This window comes from Kibdelosporangium phytohabitans, from assembly GCF_001302585.1.
Classification (GTDB): Bacteria; Actinomycetota; Actinomycetes; order Mycobacteriales; family Pseudonocardiaceae; genus Kibdelosporangium; species Kibdelosporangium phytohabitans.
Genome location: NZ_CP012752.1, coordinates 6,506,976 through 6,524,964, shown reverse-complemented (window position 1 = coordinate 6,524,964; position 17,989 = coordinate 6,506,976). Strand labels below are relative to the sequence as shown.

General features: G+C 68.4%; 19 protein-coding genes, 1 pseudogene and 2 riboswitches. Of the genes and pseudogenes, 5 read left to right on the top strand and 15 right to left on the bottom strand.

The genetic code is table 11. The features are described from left to right. Positions 1-26: 26 nt before the first annotated feature. Positions 27-1,628 (bottom strand): hypothetical protein, encoded by a 1,602-nt coding sequence (locus AOZ06_RS29500; RefSeq protein ID WP_157233326.1) that lies wholly within the window; start codon positions 1,626-1,628, stop codon positions 27-29. Positions 1,629-2,312: 684 nt separating this feature from the next. Here AOZ06_RS29500 and AOZ06_RS29495 point away from each other — a divergent pair. Then, positions 2,313-3,170: a phosphotransferase family protein gene (locus tag AOZ06_RS29495; protein WP_054292381.1), complete on the top strand. Its 858-nt coding sequence runs from the start codon at positions 2,313-2,315 to the stop codon at positions 3,168-3,170. A gap of 30 nt (positions 3,171-3,200) precedes the next feature. Here AOZ06_RS29495 and AOZ06_RS29490 read toward each other — a convergent pair whose 3' ends face one another. Further along, on the bottom strand, positions 3,201-3,773 hold the full coding sequence (locus AOZ06_RS29490; protein ID WP_054297008.1) for a TetR/AcrR family transcriptional regulator: 573 nt from the start codon (positions 3,771-3,773) through the stop codon (positions 3,201-3,203). A 65-nt stretch (positions 3,774-3,838) separates the two neighbouring features. Here AOZ06_RS29490 and AOZ06_RS29485 point away from each other — a divergent pair, with 65 nt between their 5' ends. Beyond that, positions 3,839-4,795, top strand: coding sequence for an SDR family NAD(P)-dependent oxidoreductase (locus tag AOZ06_RS29485; RefSeq protein WP_054292380.1), 957 nt, complete (start codon positions 3,839-3,841; stop codon positions 4,793-4,795). A gap of 242 nt (positions 4,796-5,037) precedes the next feature. On the opposite strand, the gene AOZ06_RS29480 is transcribed toward AOZ06_RS29485, so the two are convergent. The 10 genes from AOZ06_RS29480 to AOZ06_RS29440 all read right to left on the bottom strand — a co-directional run bounded on the left by AOZ06_RS29480 (position 5,038) and on the right by AOZ06_RS29440 (position 14,639). Next, positions 5,038-6,678 (bottom strand): M14 family zinc carboxypeptidase, encoded by a 1,641-nt coding sequence (locus AOZ06_RS29480; RefSeq protein ID WP_054292379.1) that lies wholly within the window; start codon positions 6,676-6,678, stop codon positions 5,038-5,040. A gap of 68 nt (positions 6,679-6,746) precedes the next feature. Beyond that, positions 6,747-6,840, bottom strand: a riboswitch (glycine riboswitch). Continuing rightward, a riboswitch (glycine riboswitch) is annotated at positions 6,841-6,940 on the bottom strand. Positions 6,941-7,182: 242 nt separating this feature from the next. After that, entirely contained in the window at positions 7,183-8,592 is a 1,410-nt protein-coding gene (locus tag AOZ06_RS29475; protein WP_054292378.1) for an FAD-dependent monooxygenase, read from the bottom strand. Continuing rightward, positions 8,592-9,176: a PadR family transcriptional regulator gene (locus AOZ06_RS29470; RefSeq protein WP_179950751.1), complete on the bottom strand. Its 585-nt coding sequence runs from the start codon at positions 9,174-9,176 to the stop codon at positions 8,592-8,594. Before AOZ06_RS29470 ends, AOZ06_RS29475 begins: the two co-directional genes overlap by 1 nt. An 83-nt stretch (positions 9,177-9,259) precedes the next feature. Further along, the gene (locus tag AOZ06_RS29465) at positions 9,260-9,688 is read right to left on the bottom strand and encodes a hypothetical protein (protein WP_054292377.1); all 429 of its coding nucleotides are present in this window, start codon (positions 9,686-9,688) and stop codon (positions 9,260-9,262) included. Positions 9,689-9,712: 24 nt separating this feature from the next. Beyond that, the gene (locus AOZ06_RS29460) at positions 9,713-10,207 is read right to left on the bottom strand and encodes a pyridoxamine 5'-phosphate oxidase family protein (RefSeq protein WP_054292376.1); all 495 of its coding nucleotides are present in this window, start codon (positions 10,205-10,207) and stop codon (positions 9,713-9,715) included. Between the two features lie 37 nt (positions 10,208-10,244). Next, positions 10,245-10,973 (bottom strand): class I SAM-dependent methyltransferase, encoded by a 729-nt coding sequence (locus AOZ06_RS29455; RefSeq protein WP_054292375.1) that lies wholly within the window; start codon positions 10,971-10,973, stop codon positions 10,245-10,247. Positions 10,974-11,234: 261 nt separating this feature from the next. After that, positions 11,235-11,390 (bottom strand): hypothetical protein, encoded by a 156-nt coding sequence (locus tag AOZ06_RS56905; RefSeq protein WP_157233325.1) that lies wholly within the window; start codon positions 11,388-11,390, stop codon positions 11,235-11,237. A 168-nt stretch (positions 11,391-11,558) separates the two neighbouring features. After that, a complete protein-coding gene (locus AOZ06_RS29450; protein ID WP_054292374.1) occupies positions 11,559-12,206 on the bottom strand; it encodes a response regulator in 648 nt (215 codons plus the stop codon). Beyond that, positions 12,203-13,225 (bottom strand): sensor histidine kinase, encoded by a 1,023-nt coding sequence (locus AOZ06_RS29445; RefSeq protein WP_054292373.1) that lies wholly within the window; start codon positions 13,223-13,225, stop codon positions 12,203-12,205. The genes AOZ06_RS29450 and AOZ06_RS29445 overlap by 4 nt, the downstream gene beginning before the upstream one ends. Before the next feature lie 10 nt (positions 13,226-13,235). Beyond that, positions 13,236-14,639: an alpha/beta hydrolase gene (locus AOZ06_RS29440; RefSeq protein ID WP_054292372.1), complete on the bottom strand. Its 1,404-nt coding sequence runs from the start codon at positions 14,637-14,639 to the stop codon at positions 13,236-13,238. Positions 14,640-15,210: 571 nt separating this feature from the next. On the opposite strand from AOZ06_RS29440, the gene AOZ06_RS29435 reads away from it, so the two are divergent. Beyond that, the gene (locus tag AOZ06_RS29435; RefSeq protein ID WP_157233324.1) at positions 15,211-15,702 is read left to right on the top strand and encodes a hypothetical protein; all 492 of its coding nucleotides are present in this window, start codon (positions 15,211-15,213) and stop codon (positions 15,700-15,702) included. A gap of 5 nt (positions 15,703-15,707) precedes the next feature. Here the strand turns inward: AOZ06_RS29435 and AOZ06_RS29430 are convergent, their stop codons facing one another. Together AOZ06_RS29430 and AOZ06_RS62230 are read right to left on the bottom strand one after the other, a co-directional pair. After that, positions 15,708-15,899 carry a hypothetical protein gene (locus AOZ06_RS29430; protein ID WP_054292370.1) on the bottom strand — a complete coding sequence of 64 codons (192 nt, stop codon included), beginning with the start codon at positions 15,897-15,899 and terminating at the stop codon, positions 15,708-15,710. Between the two features lie 333 nt (positions 15,900-16,232). Further along, positions 16,233-16,769: pseudogene (locus tag AOZ06_RS62230) on the bottom strand (hypothetical protein). Between the two features lie 132 nt (positions 16,770-16,901). On the opposite strand from AOZ06_RS62230, the gene AOZ06_RS56900 reads away from it, so the two are divergent. Together AOZ06_RS56900 and AOZ06_RS29420 are read left to right on the top strand one after the other, a co-directional pair. After that, positions 16,902-17,138, top strand: a complete 237-nt coding sequence (locus AOZ06_RS56900; protein WP_157233323.1) for a CBS domain-containing protein — start codon at positions 16,902-16,904, stop codon at positions 17,136-17,138. Next, on the top strand, positions 17,132-17,479 hold the full coding sequence (locus AOZ06_RS29420) for a CBS domain-containing protein (protein ID WP_054292369.1): 348 nt from the start codon (positions 17,132-17,134) through the stop codon (positions 17,477-17,479). The genes AOZ06_RS56900 and AOZ06_RS29420 overlap by 7 nt, the downstream gene beginning before the upstream one ends. A 63-nt stretch (positions 17,480-17,542) precedes the next feature. On the opposite strand, the gene AOZ06_RS29415 is transcribed toward AOZ06_RS29420, so the two are convergent. Continuing rightward, complete coding sequence (locus AOZ06_RS29415) at positions 17,543-17,950, bottom strand: arsenate reductase ArsC (protein ID WP_054292368.1); 408 nt, start codon at positions 17,948-17,950, stop codon at positions 17,543-17,545. Between the last annotated feature and the right edge of the window lie 39 nt (positions 17,951-17,989).

Here is a 17,989-nt window from a genome sequence, read left to right as displayed (position 1 = left end):
GTCGAGGTACGGTCAAACCCCTCTACTCAGCGGACGCCACGTCCACCACCGCTGCAACCGACCGGTGAGCACCGTCGCGGGTTGCCGTCGACGACGTCCGGTTGCCGGTCTTTGTAGACGGCTGTGGCCCGCGTGCCGAGCACGGCGACGTCCAGCGTGCACGCCTTCAGCCAGATGGGCCTCAGGATCCCGGCCTGGCGGCAGGTGTTCTCCGACTGCACGCGAAGCGAAGGAGGGAGGTCTTCGGCGTAGAACAGCCCTGACGGGATCCCGTCGGCGACCCGGGCGCACTGCTGCAGCAGGGAGTCGGCGGGGGCGACTCGCCAGCTGTTGCCGAACCTGTTGTAGAGGTCGCTGAACGACATCGGGACCTCGAACACCTTGCCGTCACTGGATTCGAGCAGCCGGGGGTCACCGCCGGGATTGCCGAGCAGGCCGCGAACCGGCGCCGGCCAGATCCCGAGACCGATCACCAGGTCGGTGTGGGTGACGTTCGAGACGATGTACACGCTGTGACCGGCTTTGTCCGTGATGCGGTACTGGCTTCCGGCGCGGCGGATCTCCACCCCGGTCGGCAGTGACACGGACCCACCGGAGGGCAGGCTGGTCAGGCGTCCGTCCACCATCAGGTTCGCCCCGTCGCACAGTGCCACCCGCGTGGTGCCCATCCTGGTCGCCACCGACCGGTTGATGGACGTGTCCGGCCAGTTCGGGGCGCCGGACATCTTGCGTGTCTGCACCTCGAACGTGTTGTCGAGTTGAGCTTCGACGAAGTCGCCCGCGGCCTGGAAGTCGTACCCCGTCCCGGCGAACGTGCGTTCGTGGGTGTCGCCGATGGTCTCGGCCGCGGCACACGGATCGAGGATGGGGATCTCGTTCGGGGGAAGCTTCTTCTGGTTGAACACGACCGCTGGATTCGTCCCGGTCCGCGGTGGTGGCGGTGCGACGAAGGAGAGGTTGTTGGCTTCATTGGAGTAGGCGAACGACTTGCACAGCGGCCTGCGCTGGCCGCCGTACACGATCTCCACCCGGGTGTGGAACTCCGCGTAGTCGTTGAAGTTGGCCGTGGATTCGTCGGCGAGGCCGAACACGTTGAACTCGGCTCGTTGCCAGTTCGTCCCGATGACGAGTTCACGCGTGACCGGTGAGGAGATCTCGTAGGCCCCGGCAACCTCGAACTTGATCCAGTCCTCGGGGCCGCTCACCTTGCCGGTCAACCTGTACTTCGACATCGTGCCGGTGTTGAGCGGCATGTTGGGTGTGGGTTTCGCCCCGCTCTTCTTGTAGCAGTCGATCTGCCTGGCCAGCCAGCCCGGTGGGCACGGCGCGCCGTACGACCGCAGCCAGTACTTGATGTAGATCTCACCGCTGGTTCCGTTGTTGGCGAACACGAACTGCAGCCAGCCCTCGCAGTTGGGCTTGCCCGCGCACAACGTGGTCGGGAACGGGTTGGTGTTGAGCTGGAGTGTGTACGCGTCAACGATGTCCGGTGACGTGGTGGAGGGCGCGGGGGACGCCACGCGGTTGACGTTCTTGACCGTGTTCGCGTCGAACGAACCGTTCGCCTCGGTGATAGGTCCGGCGGGCGTCTGTGCGACAAGACCGTAGTTCGGGCCCGACATCACCATCGGAGGTCCAGCCGCATGTGCTCCGAACGGCAGCAGGAGCACTCCGGCGACCGCGGCCGCCACTCTGCGTCGTCTTCCGCGTCTTCGCGGCGATCGACTCGTCATCTGATTCCCTTTCCCCTGGGCAACAGTGTGTTTGGTTCAGCGCTGGGCAAGGACCTGCTGAACGCAGGCGTGCCGGGCTGCCCCGTTCGCGCAAGGCGCGATCGGCAGAGGCGAAGCTGGACTGTCCGTGAGCCGACGGGACGGGAACGGCCGCCAGTGGGGCGAGTACGGCGGCTGGAGGTCATTGGAGCTGCCGGTCACACACCGATCCTGAACCCGGCGCGGTAGGGCGGGTAAGTTCCAATCTCGCCCACGTAACCGTGCGTTTGTTTACCCATTGGCGATGCGGCTGTGCGGCGTAGTGCGACCGGTTTTGCGAACCGGCAGAGGTAGACCTGTGAGGCAGTCGCGGTGCCGTGCGCTTCGCGCGGCGCACATTCTCGTGGCGTGACCGCGCGCGGAACGCAGCGGGCAGGTCGTTGACCACGCGTGACCGGACCCACGGTGTCGAGCCGTTCGTGTGGTGGTGGACGCTGTTCTGGCCACTGCCGGTGGAACAGGATCTGCGTCGTCGTCTCCTGCCCGCTGCCTGAACATCCCCTTTCTGCCAATGAGCGAGCGCGTGCGACGATCCACGTCGTGGAGACGGAGATCGTTTCGCGTGCGGTGGCCGCGGCGACAGCACTGGCCCGAGAGTTGCGTCTGCGGGTCGATGACGCGGTCGTGATTCGCAATTCGAACATGCTCGCCCTGCATCTGTTGCCGTGTGGCGTTTTCGCCCGAGTAGCGCTGGTGGGGCGAGAGGTGGCCGCGCTGGAGGTCGAGGTCGCTCTGCGACTCGCTGAGGCCGCGAGCCCCGTCGCAGCGCTGGAGCCCCGCGTTGAACCGCGGGTCTACGAACGCGACGGCTTCGCCGTGACCTACTGGACGTACTACGAGGTCGTGCTTCCTGATCCGGACTTCCCACGCACGTACGCGGATGCACTCCGACGCCTGCACGCTGGTATGCGCAGTGTCGAGATCGCAACCCCGCATTTCCTGGACCGAGCCGCGGAGGCTGAACGGTTAGTCGCGCACCGGGACCGAACTCCCGCGCTCACTGAGGCCGACCGGCATCTCCTGCTCAGCACGCTGCGAAGCGCCCGTGCACGGATCCGCAGCCGCGGGGCTGCCGAGCAGTTGCTGCACGGCGAACCGCATCCCGGCAACCTCCTCAACACCCGTGACGGCTTGCTGTTCATCGACTTGGAGACGTGCTGCCGTGGCCCCATAGAGTTCGATGTGGCCCATGTGCCGGAGCAGGTCAGCGCGCGTTATCCGGGCGTCGACCAGGTTCTGCTCGCGGAGTGCCGTCGGCTCGTGCTCGCGGTGGTCGCCGCCTGGCGTTGGGACATCCGCGATGAGTTCCCGGATGGGTATCGGCACGGCCGGGACATTCTGTCCTTGCTCCGCCAGGGTCCGCCGTGGCCCGCGCTCGGTGCTCTCGTCGCCGAGTAGCGGAACGCACTCATGGGTTGTCCAGGCGTTCTACGGAGACCCATGTCGGATCGCGTCGATCAGCATGTGCACGAGTTGCTCCACGCTCACCTGCCACGTGTCCTTCGCCAGATGGCCGCTGAGTTCCATCCCCGCGATGCCGTGTGCGCTCGACATCAGCAGCGCGCCGTACCGAGGCGCGTCGGATTCGCCGACCATGTCCGCGACCAAGGTTAGGAACACGCCTTCGAGACGGCCCGCGGCCTGCACGGCGGCTGGTGTGTCAGCCGGAACGCTGAACATCAGCGCGTACCGGTGCGGCTGCCGACGGGCGACGTCGATCAACGCCAGAAGGGCCCGCTCCAGCCGTATGTCCGAAGTGGACTCAAGGTTCTCCCGAAGGTGCTCGACGTCGTCCGCGAGGGAACTCCACGCGTTGATGGCGAGCTGGGTCAGCAGGTGTTCCTTGTTCGTGAAGTGCCCGTAGGGCGCACCTCGTGAGACTCCGGCCCGGGCGCCGACCGCACGCAGGGTCACGGCGTCAGGGCCGCCCTGGTCGAGCAGTTCGGAAGCGGCGCGGACAAGAGCCTGCCGCGTGGCCTCGGCGGTCTCGATGCGTGTCACACCGGCCATTCTAGTTGACAATGTCATCCGAATTGCCCGTCGACTGAGTCAGGAGAGATCGATCCATGCCATCTCCGCACGAACTCCTGCCCGACCTGGCGGGCCGCACCATCGTCGTCACCGGGACGACCTCCGGCCTCGGCCTCGCCCTCTCCGCTGCGTTGGCGGCGGCCGGTGCCCGGGTCCTGATGACCGTTCGCGACGCCGAGCGTGGTGCGGCGGCCGTCGACCAGGTGCGAGCCGGGATCGACGGCGCCGGGTCGGCCGAACCCGTCCTGCTCGACCTGGCCGACCTCTGCTCGGTACGGGCCGCCGCCGCGGAGATCCGGGACCGCACCGGGGACCGGATCGACGTGCTGATCAACAACGCCGCGGTGTCGCTGGGACCGCACAGCAGGACCCGGGACGGGTTCGAGCTGCAGATCGGGACCAACCACCTCGGTCCGGCCGCGCTGACCTGGCTGCTGATGCCCGCGTTGCGGGCCGCCGGAGACCGCGGGCATCCAGCCCGGGTCGTGACGACGTCCAGCCTCGGTCACCGCACCGGCGGACTCGACCTCGCCGACCTGCATTGGGAGCGCAGGCGCTACTCGCCAACGCGCGCCTACGGCGCCTCCAAGCTCGCGAACCTCCTGTTCACCGCGGAGCTCGACCGGCGGCTGCGCACCGCCGCCGACCCGGTGTTGTCGATCGCGGCTCACCCGGGACTGACGACATCACAGCTGCTGCCCAACGCCCTGGCCCGCGGAAGCACGTGGTGGTCCCGTCTTCTCGTGCTCCCGGACCGATACCTCTCGCAACCGGTCACCACCGGTATCGCATCCCAGCTCATGGCAGCCACGGGACCGGTCGATGGCGGCGACTACCTGGGCCCGACCGGACCGTTCGAGATCCGCGGCCCAGCCAGTCCGGCACGCCGCTCGTCGGCCGCCAAGGACCGCCGGCTCGCGAACGAGCTCTGGCAGATCACAAGCGCCGCCACCGGGGTCACGCCAGCCCCTGGGCCCGCAAGCCACACCTGACAGTGTCGCCCTCGGACGAGCAGTCATCCATAACCGGCACAAGGTTCTGTCGTTGGGGCAAGCCTGACGGCTGCCAGATCGGACATGCTCGCGAGCGAGCGGCTGGACGGGTTGCTGGCTCAGCATCTCGCGGCCAGTCGCCGGGTGAGCCTGCGGGAAAAGGACACAGCCGACAGACGTTGAGGACGTGCGCCGGGCCGAACCAGGGCCCGGCGCACCACTTTCTGTTGTCCCGATTCGCGTTACCGCCGCCCGCAGCGGCTCAGATCCACCTCGGCGACCGCGCCACGCGCCACCGTGACCTGCACCTGCGTCGTCCGCCCGCCGGGCCGTTGACACGTCAGCGTCCACGACTCGTTCAGGTGCTTCTGCAGGTACTGGCTGGGCCGCAGCGACGGGTTGACGTGCCAGTCGAACCTCCCGTCCCGGTCCACGCTCAAGGTGGACCGCAACCCGTACGGGAAGGGCGTGATCAGGCCGGTGCTGCCGTCCGGGTTGGTCACCGGCGAGGTGTCCAACGTGAAGTTCTTCTGCACGGTCAGCTTCGCGCCGCGCGGCGCCTTGCCGGTGATGACCGAGTGCCTGGCCGGGTCGGCCGCCGCCTCGAACGCGGTCAGGAACGCCGCCCGGGCACTGGAACCCGGGTAGGCGCCGGTGCCGAAGTACTGGTCGATCACGAACGGGTAGGGCGGGTGGAACCCACGGCCGCCCGGGGTGTGCTCGAACGTGAACGCGAACGTCCCGGCCGAGTAGTACGCGGTCTGCTCGGTCGTGCCGCTGGCCGCGTAGTAGATGTCCGGCCACGGACCGGCGGGCCACTTCATGTCCGCGCCCAGCGCCTGGGCGAGCGCGTCGTACGGGCCCTCGTCGGCTGGACGGGGCTCGTTGGGCGCACTGGGTACGCGCAGTACACGGGCATCCGGCGTGTGGTTGCTGATCGCGACCGTCACCTGCTTGGAACTGATCAGCTCGCGGATGTTGCGGATCTCCGGCTCGGAGAACGGCGCCTGGCCACGGTAGTTGCTGGCGAGACCGCTCGCGCCCGCGCCGGGCCCGCCCCAGAACGCGCCGTAGTTGCGGTTGAGGTCCACGCCCTTGTCGAAGTTCGCCGGGTCGGCGCACTCCACCCAGGTCGGCCGTTGCCCGTCGGTCACCCGGCAGTTCTTGCGTTTCTGCTCCTGGATCAGGCTGCGGGACATGTCGAACCCGTCCGGGTTGACGATCGGCACGACGATCAGCCGGGCCCGGTCCAGCAGCGAGGTGATCCGCGGGTCGGCGCGGTCGTTCTTGAGCAGGTCCCAGACGAACTCCATGGTCAGTTCGACCGTCGGCCACTCGCGGGAGTGGTGCAGGCCGGTCATCAGGAACACCGGCTTGCCGTCGTCGGCGTGCACACCGTGGGTGATCTCCAGGCCCCACACGGTCTGGTCGAGCAGCGACCGGTTCGGCAGTGCGAACCGCTTGACCCGGTCCGGATACGTCCTGGCCAGGCGGACCAGCTCGGTGTTGGTCTCACTCAGCGTCCGGTAGGACACGCGTCCGGTGGGCAACGGCGACGCGGCGAGCGACCGGGCCCGCGTCTCCTCGGCCTGCCGGGCCGCACGGTCGCGGGCGGCCACATCGGCGACCAGAACCTGCGGGGCGAACCCGGCGCCCCGCAACTTGGCCTCGTCGCGGGCACCGTGCAGCATGATGTTGACCGAGGTGCCCTCGGCGTCCATCAGATCAAGGTCCAGGCCGATCAGCTTGGCCTGCAATGCTTTCGTCGGTGCGGCCACCCGCACGACGCTGACCACGTCAGCCGGTTTCGCCTGCGCCGGCACCCCGGCGAGGCCCACGGCCAGCACGGCCGCGGCAGTCAGGGACAGGAATCTTCGTGACATCTGGCACCCTTCGGCTAGGGCGCACGCGGAGACCTCCTCCGCGCCGCGACACTGCAACGCGTTGGCCGGCCTCCCCCTCTGTCATCGGTACCTGAGAGCTTCGCCCCCGGTCGGGGACTTGCACCTTCGGTGAGGCGGCGAGCGCCTGCTTTCCAGAGTCGCCTGGCCCGTGCGGTACGGGGACCTGAGAGTTTGTCGGAGAGGAGTTGCTCCTTCGGTGACCCACACTGGGTTGGTGTGGGTGCTCTCCCGCACGAGATCATCGGCCTTGCGTGAGGCACTATCGCCGATGATCATCGCACTGTCAACGGCCGTTCGGCCCGGGCTTGTCCGGACGAACCAGGTGCGTCGTGCGGAAGCGAAGCCGCCAGCGGGCAGTGGTTGGCTGCGGGGCACCGCGACGACATAGCCGATGTTGTTCTGTACCAACCAGGACCGGAGGTCGTTGGCCGGCCGCAGCCACCCGGCGAGTCTCCACATGCGACGCCGGCCTCCGAAGACGATCTAGCGACGCGGTGAGAACCAGGTGGCCATGGCGGCGTGCAGGGTGTCCTCCGGCTGCGGATCGGTCGTGGTGGAGATCCAGGCGGTGTGGCCGTCTGGGCGGATCAGCACCCCTTCGAGGTCGGGATGTTCGGGGCAGTGTGCCCGAACTCCGCCCGGCAGGGCACGGTCACCGAGTTCCAGCAGAACCGGACGGGCCGGGTGCAACAGTTCGGCGACGCAGGTCTGCTCCTGGTCCGTGGTCAGTTTCAGGTTCGGGGTGAGCCGGCCCAGCCACGGGTGATCGCCGGGGATCTTCGGGTCGTACCGGGTGCTTATCCCGGTCATCAGCTCGGCGATGTGCTTGTTGACCGGCGCGAGGTCGGTGAGCTCACCGAACAGGTCCCGCAGCGGATCGAGATCGGGGTCCTTGCGGCCGAGCGTTGCCTGCGCACGGGTTGTTCGCAGCACTTGGGCTCCGGCCGGGTGACGCTCCTCGTGGTAGCTGTCCAGCAAACCGTCCGGTGCGCGCCCGAGCACGGTCGCCGCGAGCTTCCAGCCGAGGTTCACCGCGTCCGCCAACGCCACGTTCACCCCCACCGCTCCCGCGGGCGGATGGATGTGCGCGGCATCGCCGGCGAGGATGACCCGGCCCGCGACGTAGCGCTCGGCCTGGCGCGCCGCGTCGGAGAACCTGGTGAGCCAGCGCGGTTCGCGCAGCTCGACCCGACGCCCGAGGGCCTCGCGGAGAACTTGTTGGAAGTAGTCGAGTCCCACCGGCTGGTCGCGATCACCGGGCGGGGCCGGCTCTTCGAGCACGATGCGGACGTACCCGGGCCGCGGGATCACGAACACCGAGCCGTGCATGCCGAACGACAGTTCGCCGGGATCGGCCAGCGCCACGTCCGCGAGCAGGCCGAACCGGGTCGCTTCCGTACCGGGGAAGCCGATCTCGGCGAGTTTGCGGACGGTGCTGCGGCTGCCGTCGCAACCGACGAGGTAATCGACTCGCTCGGGCTCGCCGTTGACCCGCACGGTCACCCCGTCGTCTGCCTGCGTGAAGTCGTTGACCTCGTGTCCCCAGCGCACCACCACACCCAGCTCGGCCAGTCGTTCTTCGAGCAATTGCTCGACCGTGGTCTGCGCGATCCCCAGCACGTAGGGGTGATCGGTGTCCATCGCGGTCAGGTCCAGCGGGCGGCGTGGATCGGCGAACATGCTGTACGGCACCGTCGGTCCCGCCGCGAGGAACCGGTCGAGGATGCCACGCCGGTCCAGCAGCTCCAGGCTGCGCGCGTTGAGGGTGAAACCCCGGCAGTACGGCGATCGTTGCGGCAACCGGTCCACCACCGTCACCGCGACTCCGGCGAGCGCGAGCTCGCCGGCCAGCATCAGCCCGGCCGGGCCCGCCCCCGCCACCATGACCGTCATCAGTTCTCCCCTTCGGATTCCGGCCAGGCCAGCCGGCCGGCCTCGATGTCGTCGACGATCTCCTCGAGCCAGCCGAGTTCGGCCTCGTACATCCGCACCGCGTATTCGGCCTCCACCACGAACAGCCGCGGCACCTGTCCGGACTCCAGCACCGCACGGTGACCGGTCCTGATCTCGTCGAGCAATGCGCGAACCCGATCAGCCCGCTCCCGCAGCGCCTCCGTGGCCCCATCCGGACCGAGCACGCCCACGTAGGTCACCGCGGACAGGAACTTCGGGTACTCGGCGGCCGGGACCCGAACCAGTTCGTCCACCCAGCGCACGAACTCCCGGTAGCCCTGCGCGGTGTGCTGGTAGATGGTCCGCTCCGGGCGCGCGCCGACCCGGACGGTCTCCCGTGCCTCGATCCATCCAGCTCGTTCCAGCGCCCGGACCACGTCGTACAACGACCCGGTGGTCACCTTGAAAACCCGGTCCATGCCACGGTCCCGCAGGGCCGCGGCCATGGCATGGGGATGCATCGGTGCTTCCACCAGCAACCCGAGCACGGCCAACCCCAGCGGGTTGGACACCGTCCGTTTCAATACTCGTCTCCTATCACTCGGATCCGAGTATTCGCGTCCGAGTGGCGAGTGTCAAGGCACCTCCAGCTGTCGGTCCAGCCGGTTCAGCGGGCCGGGGTTCGAGACAGCGGGGACGACGGGGCCGGGAGGAAGCCGCTGCTGGTGAGCACCTCGACGCAGCCGGGGAGCAGGTCCTCGGTCGCCGGGCAGGACTGGCCGGTGAGGTAGGCGAAGGCGTCCCAGGTCCTGGTGCAGCCGAGGCGTGGCATCCGGTCCTCGACGTAGAGATCGACGACCGAGACCCGTTCGGGGCCCCACTTCTCGGTGAACAGGGGGACGAACGGCGAGATCGCCGCCTGCGGATGGTGTTCGCCGTACTCGACCAGGCCGCGGACCCACTGGTCGGTCGCGATGGTCTCGACGCGGTGCCCGGCGATGTTGAGTTGGTGCACCAGTTGGTCCAGCAGTGCGTACCGGGGGCTGTTGAGGTGGTAGGCGCTACCGTCGGCGGGCAGCCGGTCGGCGAGTTCCACGACCGGCGCGGGTCCGGCTGTTCGTCACGGCAGTTCCGGCGCGCGTGACACCTCGAACCGGGTGTCGTGCTTGTCCGCCAACCACCGGTCGATGTCCAACAGCCACCACCGCCGGACCTCCAGCTGGTAGAAGCGGCGAGGGCCGTCCCCGGCGAACTCCTCTCGCGGCAGCGCCAATTGGGCGCGGACGGCCTCGTCCGGAGCGACCAGCTCGTAGAAACGCCGGTGGAACTCTTCTGTGACGTCCTCCACCGTGACGCAGACGCCCGTCAGTTGCGCGCCGTCGAGACCGAAACCAGGCAGGCCGGTCATGAAGATCGAGGCGGAGATCTCCGGGTGCGCCGCGATGTTGCGGGAGTGCCGGGCCGACCGCAACGAGTACCAGACGAGACGCAGCGGCCCGCGCAACGCGACGAAGTTCACTGTGGACGCCCACGGCCCGTCAGCGCCGGTAGTCGCCAGCGTGAGGTAGCGGGCGCCGTCGAGCAACGCCTTGCTGCGGCCGATCGGATCGGACATGTTTCCCCTCCGGTTGCCTCGATGCGGGCTCCCCGCGCTACTTCTGGCAGTCGAGGATCGCCGCGTGCGGGCGGGCCAGGTAGTTGTGCCAGTACTCCTCGCCGTACTCGGCCATCGCGGCAGGACTCACGCTGTGCTGACGCCACTCCACGGAGCCGAACCCCGCGGTGCGCAGCACCTCCTCCAACGTCGCCGCGGACCAGTACCGGGCGGTGACACTGACCTCGGAGTCGCCGGATCGGATCGTGAGCGTGACCGGCCCGCCGTCCTCCCTGGGCTGATCGGAGGTGAGCTGGAATCCGTACCGGAGGTAGTAGTCCGTCTCGTCCGACCATTGCGGGTGGATGGGAAGGGCGACGAACCTGCCTTGGGGCCGGAGTGCGGCGAAAGTGGTCTCGCACAGAGCCGTCAACTCCTGCACGGTCGTCGCGTAAGGGAGGACGTACACGGCCAGCACGAGGTCGAAGTTGCCCTTCTCCGCGCCGGGCAACGGCCCACAGAGGTACTCGATCCCCAGCTGCTCGTCCCGTTCCCGCGCCTTCGCGTGGGCGATCATTCCCTCGGACTCGTCCACGGCCACGACCCGCGCCGCGCCACGCCCGCGGACAGCGCGGGCGTAGACGCCCGAGCCGCATCCGAGTTCGAGCACAGCAGCCTCTGCGAGATCGCCCAGCACACCGAGGACTGTGGGCATCTCCATGTGTTTGCGCCACGGCAGCTCGGCCGTGTCGTCGTACCTGCGTGCGAGCTCGTCGAACTGTGTCATTGGGTCAGCACTCCGGGGAGTCGGCGGATCCGCTCCACCAGCCAACGCGCTCATCCCGGCACGGACAACCCGCCTGCCGCGGCGCGTCCGTTGAACGTGTTGCACGCCGCGGCGAGCACGTTGAGGCTCAATCGCCCGGCGCGCCGGTGATCAGCCGTCGTCCTTCCCGGCGAGGAAGTCGCTGATCTCGGGCCAGAGATCTGCTGCCCAGACCGGGTCCTCGTGATCGCTGTCGTGGGCGAGGCCGGGCACGGTGACCAGTCACGCGGGTGCGCCCATATCCCGCAGACGTGCGGCGAGGTCGCCGAGTGCGGCCAGCGGTTGCTGTTGTGGCGCGGCGATGAAGGCTTCGATGCCGTCCGGGTCGATCTCGTCGGTGCGTGCGGTCAGCAACTCGGCGCCACCTGGTTGACCCACCGCGCCGAGAGTCGTCTCAAGGCAACGGGTATCACGCCGCAGTCCCAGGACGACGAGCGTCGGAAGGCAGGTCAGAGCACCCGGGCAGTGCTGTGACCGTCGGCGCGCATCCGGATCACGGCACGTTCCCGTCTGGACGGGGGAGACCGGTGGTCTCGGTACATCCGGTCAAGTGTCGCCTGCCAGACCGTGCTCATAGGCGTAGATCACCGCGTGGACCCGGGTGCGTAGCCCCAGTTTGCTGAGCACCCTGGCGACATGGGTCTTCACCGTGCCGGGGCCGATCACCAGCGTGTCGGCGATCTCGGCGTTGCTCAGCCCTCGGGCGATGTGCCGCAGTACCTCGTGCTCGCGTGGGGTGAGCAGATCCAGTTCACGCGTTGGTGCCCGCGGTGAGAGCGCGGCGAACCGGTTGATCAGCCGCCCGGTCACCTGGGGGTCGATCAACCCTTGGCCGGTGTGCAGCGCGCGCACCGCGTCCAGCAACAGCTCGGGTTCGCTGTCTTTGAGCAGGAAACCAGCGGCTCCTGCCTGCAACGCACCGAACAGGTAGGCGTCCAGGTCGAAGGTCGTCAGCGCGAGCACGCGTGGCGCCGGCTCGGTCGCGGTGAGCTGGCGGATGGCGGCGATCCCGTCCAGGTGCGGCATGCGTAGATCCACGACCACGACGTCCGGTCGCCGCCACAGCGCTTTTCGCACGGCCTCGGCGCCGTTGGCCGCCTCGTCGACCACCTCGATGTCCGGCTCGCCGTCGAACACCAGCCGCAACGCCTCACGCACGGGCGCCTGGTCGTCGGCGATCAGGACACGGATCATGCTGGGATCCTCACCCGCACTGACCACCCGTGCGGGGGCCGGGGGCCGACCGACAGGGTGCCGCCGAGCACGTGCACCCGTTCACGCATGCCGCGAATGCCCTGTCCCTCCACGACTTCAGCGCTGCTGGTGCCGTTGTCGGTGACCGTGATCTCCATGCCGTGCCGGTCGTGCCGCAGGCACACGTCGATCTCGGTGGCGTCGGTGTGCCGCACTGCGTTGGTCAGAGCTTCCTGCACGACACGGTAAGCCGCGTGGTCGACGGCTTGCGGTAGCGGCGCTGCCTTGCCGTGCACCGTGATCCGGCGGTCCGCACTGGACAGTCGGCGGACCAGGTCCTCGACCGCCGCGAGCCCCGGGGCTGCCTGCAACGTGGTCAGCAGCCCACGCACCTCGCTCAGCGCGGACGAGGAGAGGTCGTCGATGGTGCCGAACACACGGTCGGCGAGCGCGGGTGCGCCGCCCAGTGCCCGGCGGGCGGCCATGGCCTGCAGCCGGATCGCGGTCAGGTGGTGACCGACGCTGTCGTGCACGTCTCTGGCCAGGCCCGCGCGGTCCTCGGCCGCCACGCGGTCCGCCTCCGCGAGACGCAGCCGGATCGTCTGCCCGGCCCGTTCACGCTGCAGCCGCAGCGCGTAGCCGGCCACCGGCAGCGCGACGCCGAGAACGACCAGGTCGACGGCCGGGCCCGTCTTGCTGGTCAGGATCCCGTAGCCGATCACCCAGAGCAGGGACACTGCCACGACCGATGACAGGCGCAGCGGCCGGTAGTAGGCGGCGCAGCACAACGATGTCATGGCCACCAACCGGCCCGGCCAGCCGGGGATCACGCTGCCGAGCAACGAGACCCCCGACGCCAGTATCGCCGCGGTCACCGGCAGCCTCCGACACAGCGACAGCGGCAGGCAGACAGCGAGGCTGATCGCGACGAGCACCGGCAGGCCAACCTCAGGGTTCTCCCATCGCGTGAACCCGACCAGCAGTCCTGCGGTGCCCACCACGAGCAGCATGGTCTTCATAACGGCAACACTAGGCACAGACCGTGTTCTTCGGCGGCAGCTGCCCGGCGGTCAGGTAGCGGTGCACGTGAGCACGGGCGCAGGCGTTGCCGTCCACGTAGACCGCGTGGTCACCGTTCGCCGCGAGGTACCGGGCGCCGGGAAGCTGGGCGGCGAGGTGCCGTCCCCACTCGGGCGGGGTGTTGTCGTCGTACTCGCCACCCACGACCAGGACCGGCGGGAACCCGCCGAAGTCGCGACGGTGCGGCGGGAACGTGCCGTTGCCCGGCAGCCGCGCACAGTTCATGGCCCAGATCCACGCCTGCCGCCAGCCCAGCCGCGGTGCCACCGTCCGCAGGGACGTTTCCACCGCTCGGACCGCCCGGTAGTCGCCGGGGTAAGGGAAGTCGGCGCAGATCGCGATCCGCATCACACTGGGATCAGGTGGAAACGACGGCTTGGTGGCGAATTTCGTCGCGTCACCCGCGTGTGCCTCGGCAAGGGCGGTGCCGAACGCCGGCCACCGCCGTTCGGCACTGACGTCGGCACGGGCGATGATCTGCTTCGCACTGACCGTGGTACCCCCGCCGGGGATCGGCTGCTGGGTAGCCCGCTCGATGAGCTCGTCCCACACGGTCAGCACATCGCGGCCGTGCAGTGCGCAGCTCGGCTCCGCCGCACACCAGCCGGCGAACCGGTGCAGGCTGCGCTCGTTCGCACGAGCACGCTGGCCGAGCCAGTTCCGCAGCGAGGGGTTGGTGTGGTCCATGACGCTGTCCAGATACATCCGACCGACGCCACCGGGGAACAGGTCGGCGTATGCCTGTGCGTACACGGTGCCGTAGGAGTTGCCGAAATAGTTGAGCCTCCGCTCGCCGAGCGCCTTACGCATGGCCTCCAGATCATGCGCGACCTGCCACGAGTCGAGCTCGCCGGCCAGCGGCGTCCTGGCGCACTCCCGACCGAAGCGGGCGTTCTGCTCGGCGTACGCGTCGAAGGCGGCCTGCTCCGCAAACACGTAGTCGGCCTCGCTCGGCGCCGGAAGCGGACAGGAGATGCCGCTGCTCGCCTCGAACCCCCGAGGATCGAAGATGACGAGGTCGAACCACTGCCTCAGCTCCGCGAACCGTTGCTGGAGAGCCGGCTGACGGAACGCGGAGATCTGCGCCTGCGGGCCACCGAGGTCCATCAGCAGAACACCCCGTTTGCCGGCGGGAATCGTGGCGGGCAGCTTCGCCAGACCGAGTGTGATCGGGTCCTGCCCCGGCCGCGCCCAGTCCGACGGCACGGCCAGCGAGCCGCACAGCAGGCCGTCACCGCAGTCCCGCCAGGACAGGACGGGTCCCGTCGTGGCGGCGGCAGATGTGCCCGCCACTCCACTGAGGACGGTGAGCAGGCACACCCCACCCGCCACAACCTTGCGAATCTTCTTCATGCCGCCAGGCTGCTCGACGGCCGGCTCGCCGCGCGTCTGTCTTCCGGCAGATCTTCCCGGTGCCGACCGCGGCGAGCACCACCTCCAAGTGATCGAGGGTTCTCCAGACCGCGACACCACGGCAGTCCTCGGCCAACCACTCCGGCCAGAACCCGCATTGCATCCACGACCGAACGATCCGGTCGAAACCCGCTCGGGCAAGATCAAACCTGAAAGCGCTCCCGTCTGTCGTTACGGGATCGCGGGCAGCAGCTCCGAACGTCCGCCCATCGGCCTTACCGGATGCTCCTCGCTCAGTGGCTCATACGGCTGGCACTACGAAACGTCAGGGGCGCGCTCGGCGAAGACATGACCATGGGTAGAGAACGTCCAACGAGTGTTCCGGTACTGGGCCAGCCGATCCTGATCAGTCCGTCTGCCGATCTGTGGGCCTGTTGACGTGGCGAACCGGTGCCCGGTCAGCGGCATGGCAGGATGTTCGAGAGTCAGCGAACTGGTCTGCTCCTGCGACTACACGATGATCCGTCGCGAGAGGTCCCCAGCCGAGGTCGCCACTGGGACGGAGTTCATCGTGATCACTGGAGTCGACACCGTTCTGCTCACCGCAGGGCGCGTCGGACCCGCCATCGGCCGGTTTCTCGAGCACTGGGGACGCGTGTGGCCCGACATGCGGATCTCGGCCGGCGATCCGGCGCAGCCGCCGTTCGTCGCGTGGCGAGACACTCGCCCAGACATCCCCGAGGCGTGTGGCGAGGTCCTGGTCGTTGAGGACGAGCGGATGCTCTCGGACTGGGACGACCATGGCTACGAGATACCGGGCTCGACGGTCGGTCCTTTTGCCCTGCTTTACCAGCCATGCCCGGCTCCGCAGTTCGAGGCACTGGTTCAGCGCGACCCATATGACAGGGGGCTGCCCTTCGATCCATACCCTGTCGTAGTCGTGGCCACAGATCTATCGCTGATCACCATCGTCACTCCGGACGACGACAGCGAGTTCTCCCAGAGCGTCGTTGACGGCGTGATCGCCGCGCTGGCCCAGCGGGAAGGTCAACCAGCTCCATAGTTCGTTCAAGGCCAGGCGTGCGCTGCGTGCCGCGACTGGCCCTCGGTCCGCCCCGACCACAGAGCCGTTGGTGGCATCACGAGAACGTTGACCGGTGACCCGGGTGACACGGTCACCGATGTGAACAGCCAGCGGTAGGCCTCCAGCCGCCGGGTGAGCGCCTGGTCGTCCGAAGACTCCGCCGCGAACACGTCCACCCGGGCGCTCCGCGTGGCGGCGTGCCGCAGCGCCCCTCAAAGCCGCGTCGCCCAGGGAGTTCCGTCGGTCCCCGCGGCGATCCGTTGGCGACGCGGATACTGTTGTTCCGGGACCGGCCGGATGGCCAGTGCGCTGCGGGGCATCGCTCCTCCAAGTAGTTCTGCTACGACGAACGTGGCCTGTGCGGGACGAACCTCGATAGGGCCGGCTGCCACGCCGTGACAGGGCGAAGGTCCCGATTCGGTCGTCGGCGCCGGGTGCCGGATGCGGGTTCAGATCAGCCAGTGGTTGTGGCGGACGAAGTCGAGGCCGGCCCACTTGCGGCCCAGGCCTCACGCGTTGCCCACGTAGGTCACCGCGACGACGATCGGCGCGATGGCGTAGATGACGTGGTAGTCGGCGATGGGGTTGGTTGACATGCTGGGCTGACCGGCTTCGGTGAACCGGGGTGAACCGGTCGAGCGGCCACTCCGCGACACACATCAAGAGCATCGTCAGGGTTCCCGCGATGGCGGAGACGCGCAGGCCGATACCCATGGTGACTGCGACGCCGACGCCCAGCAGGCCGAGCATGAACAGCCAGTCGGTCAGCCAGCACCGGCCCAGGCGCGCAGCGTGTCGGAAAACGGCCCGACATCGACGCGCCTTGGTCGGCGAGCCACCGTTGATCCACGCGTTCGCCGAGCCGGTGGCGTAGCCGAGACCGAACGTCTTGTCCAAAAAAGCCCAGAAGAACAACAGGCCGGTCGCGATCCGCAGCACCGTGGTCCATTTGCCCGCCGTCGTGGTCAGCACGGCACCGTGCTGGGTGTGGTGTCGGCCGCCTGGTGTGGCGAGACCTGCAGGGCGTCGTTGGCAGGGGTGGACATGGAGCCTCCTTTCTCGGTGTTGGCACCATCCTGTTCGCCGCACCCGGCAACCGATCGGGGCGAAAGACTCCGTGCGGTAGGGGCCTTGGGCAGCAGAACGGGAAGACCGCCGGCAGGAGCGAACGTGCTCTGTTGTCGCGGGTGGGGCGGTGCGACGCCCGCAGTCGAGACAGGCCGGAAGGCCCGGCCACGACCGGCCAAAACATCTCGGCCGATGGCGGGCTCGTTGGTGTGGTGACGGAGATCGATCTCCTGAAAGACAGGATCACCGCCGATCCGCGTGCGCTGATGCACCCCGACTGGCCCGCTCCGAACGGCAACACGCCGGGCGCGGTCACGGTGGCTGACGTGATGACGAAGAGGTGCTGACCAGAACACCGGCTGCGGATGCCGCACAACTGGCCCACGACATGCTCGACAACCACTTCCGGGTGGTTCCCATCGTGGACGGGGGAACGCTGGTCGGCATCGTGACCCGGCGCGACCTGCTGCGCACCATCGCACGCGATGACGAGGCGATCACGCGGGACGTCCGGCACCACCTGTGCCGGGCCTTCCGCCGTGGCAACTGGTCGGCGACGGTGGTCGACGGTGTGGTGACATTGGTGGACGAGTACGGCGACGCGGCCGACCGGCACATCGCCGACGTCACCGCCCGTGCTGTCCCCGGAGTGGCCGAGGTGACGACTCTCGCGTCGGCGTCATCGTGAAACCCCGGCGGTGGGCCGAGCGGGCGGACAGTAAAGATCCACAGTGGACAATGATGATGTGCCTCAGCTGACTGGCGCGAGTTCGGCGAGAAGGGACCGAACCCGTTGGTTGATCGCGTCGCGGATGGCGCGCACGTCGTCGATGTCCTTGCCGGTGGGGTCGTCGAGGTTCCAGTCGAGGTAGCGCTTGCCGGGGAAGACCGGGCAGGCGTCTCCGCAGCCCATGGTGATCACCACGTCCGCGGCTTGTACTGCTTCGGTGGTCAGGGGTTTGGGGAACTCGTGGGCCAGGTCGAGTCCGAGTTCGGCCATGACGGTGACGACGGCGGGGTTGATGGTGTCGGCGGGAGCTGACCCGGCTGAGTGGACGGTCACCCTGCCTTGGCCGTGGTGGTGCAGCAGCGCGGCGGCCATTTGGGAGCGTCCAGCGTTGTGGACGCAGACGAACAGCACTTCGGGGTTCTCGGGCATGGTGAGTCCTTTGGGTTTTCGCGGTGGTGGCGAGTTGAT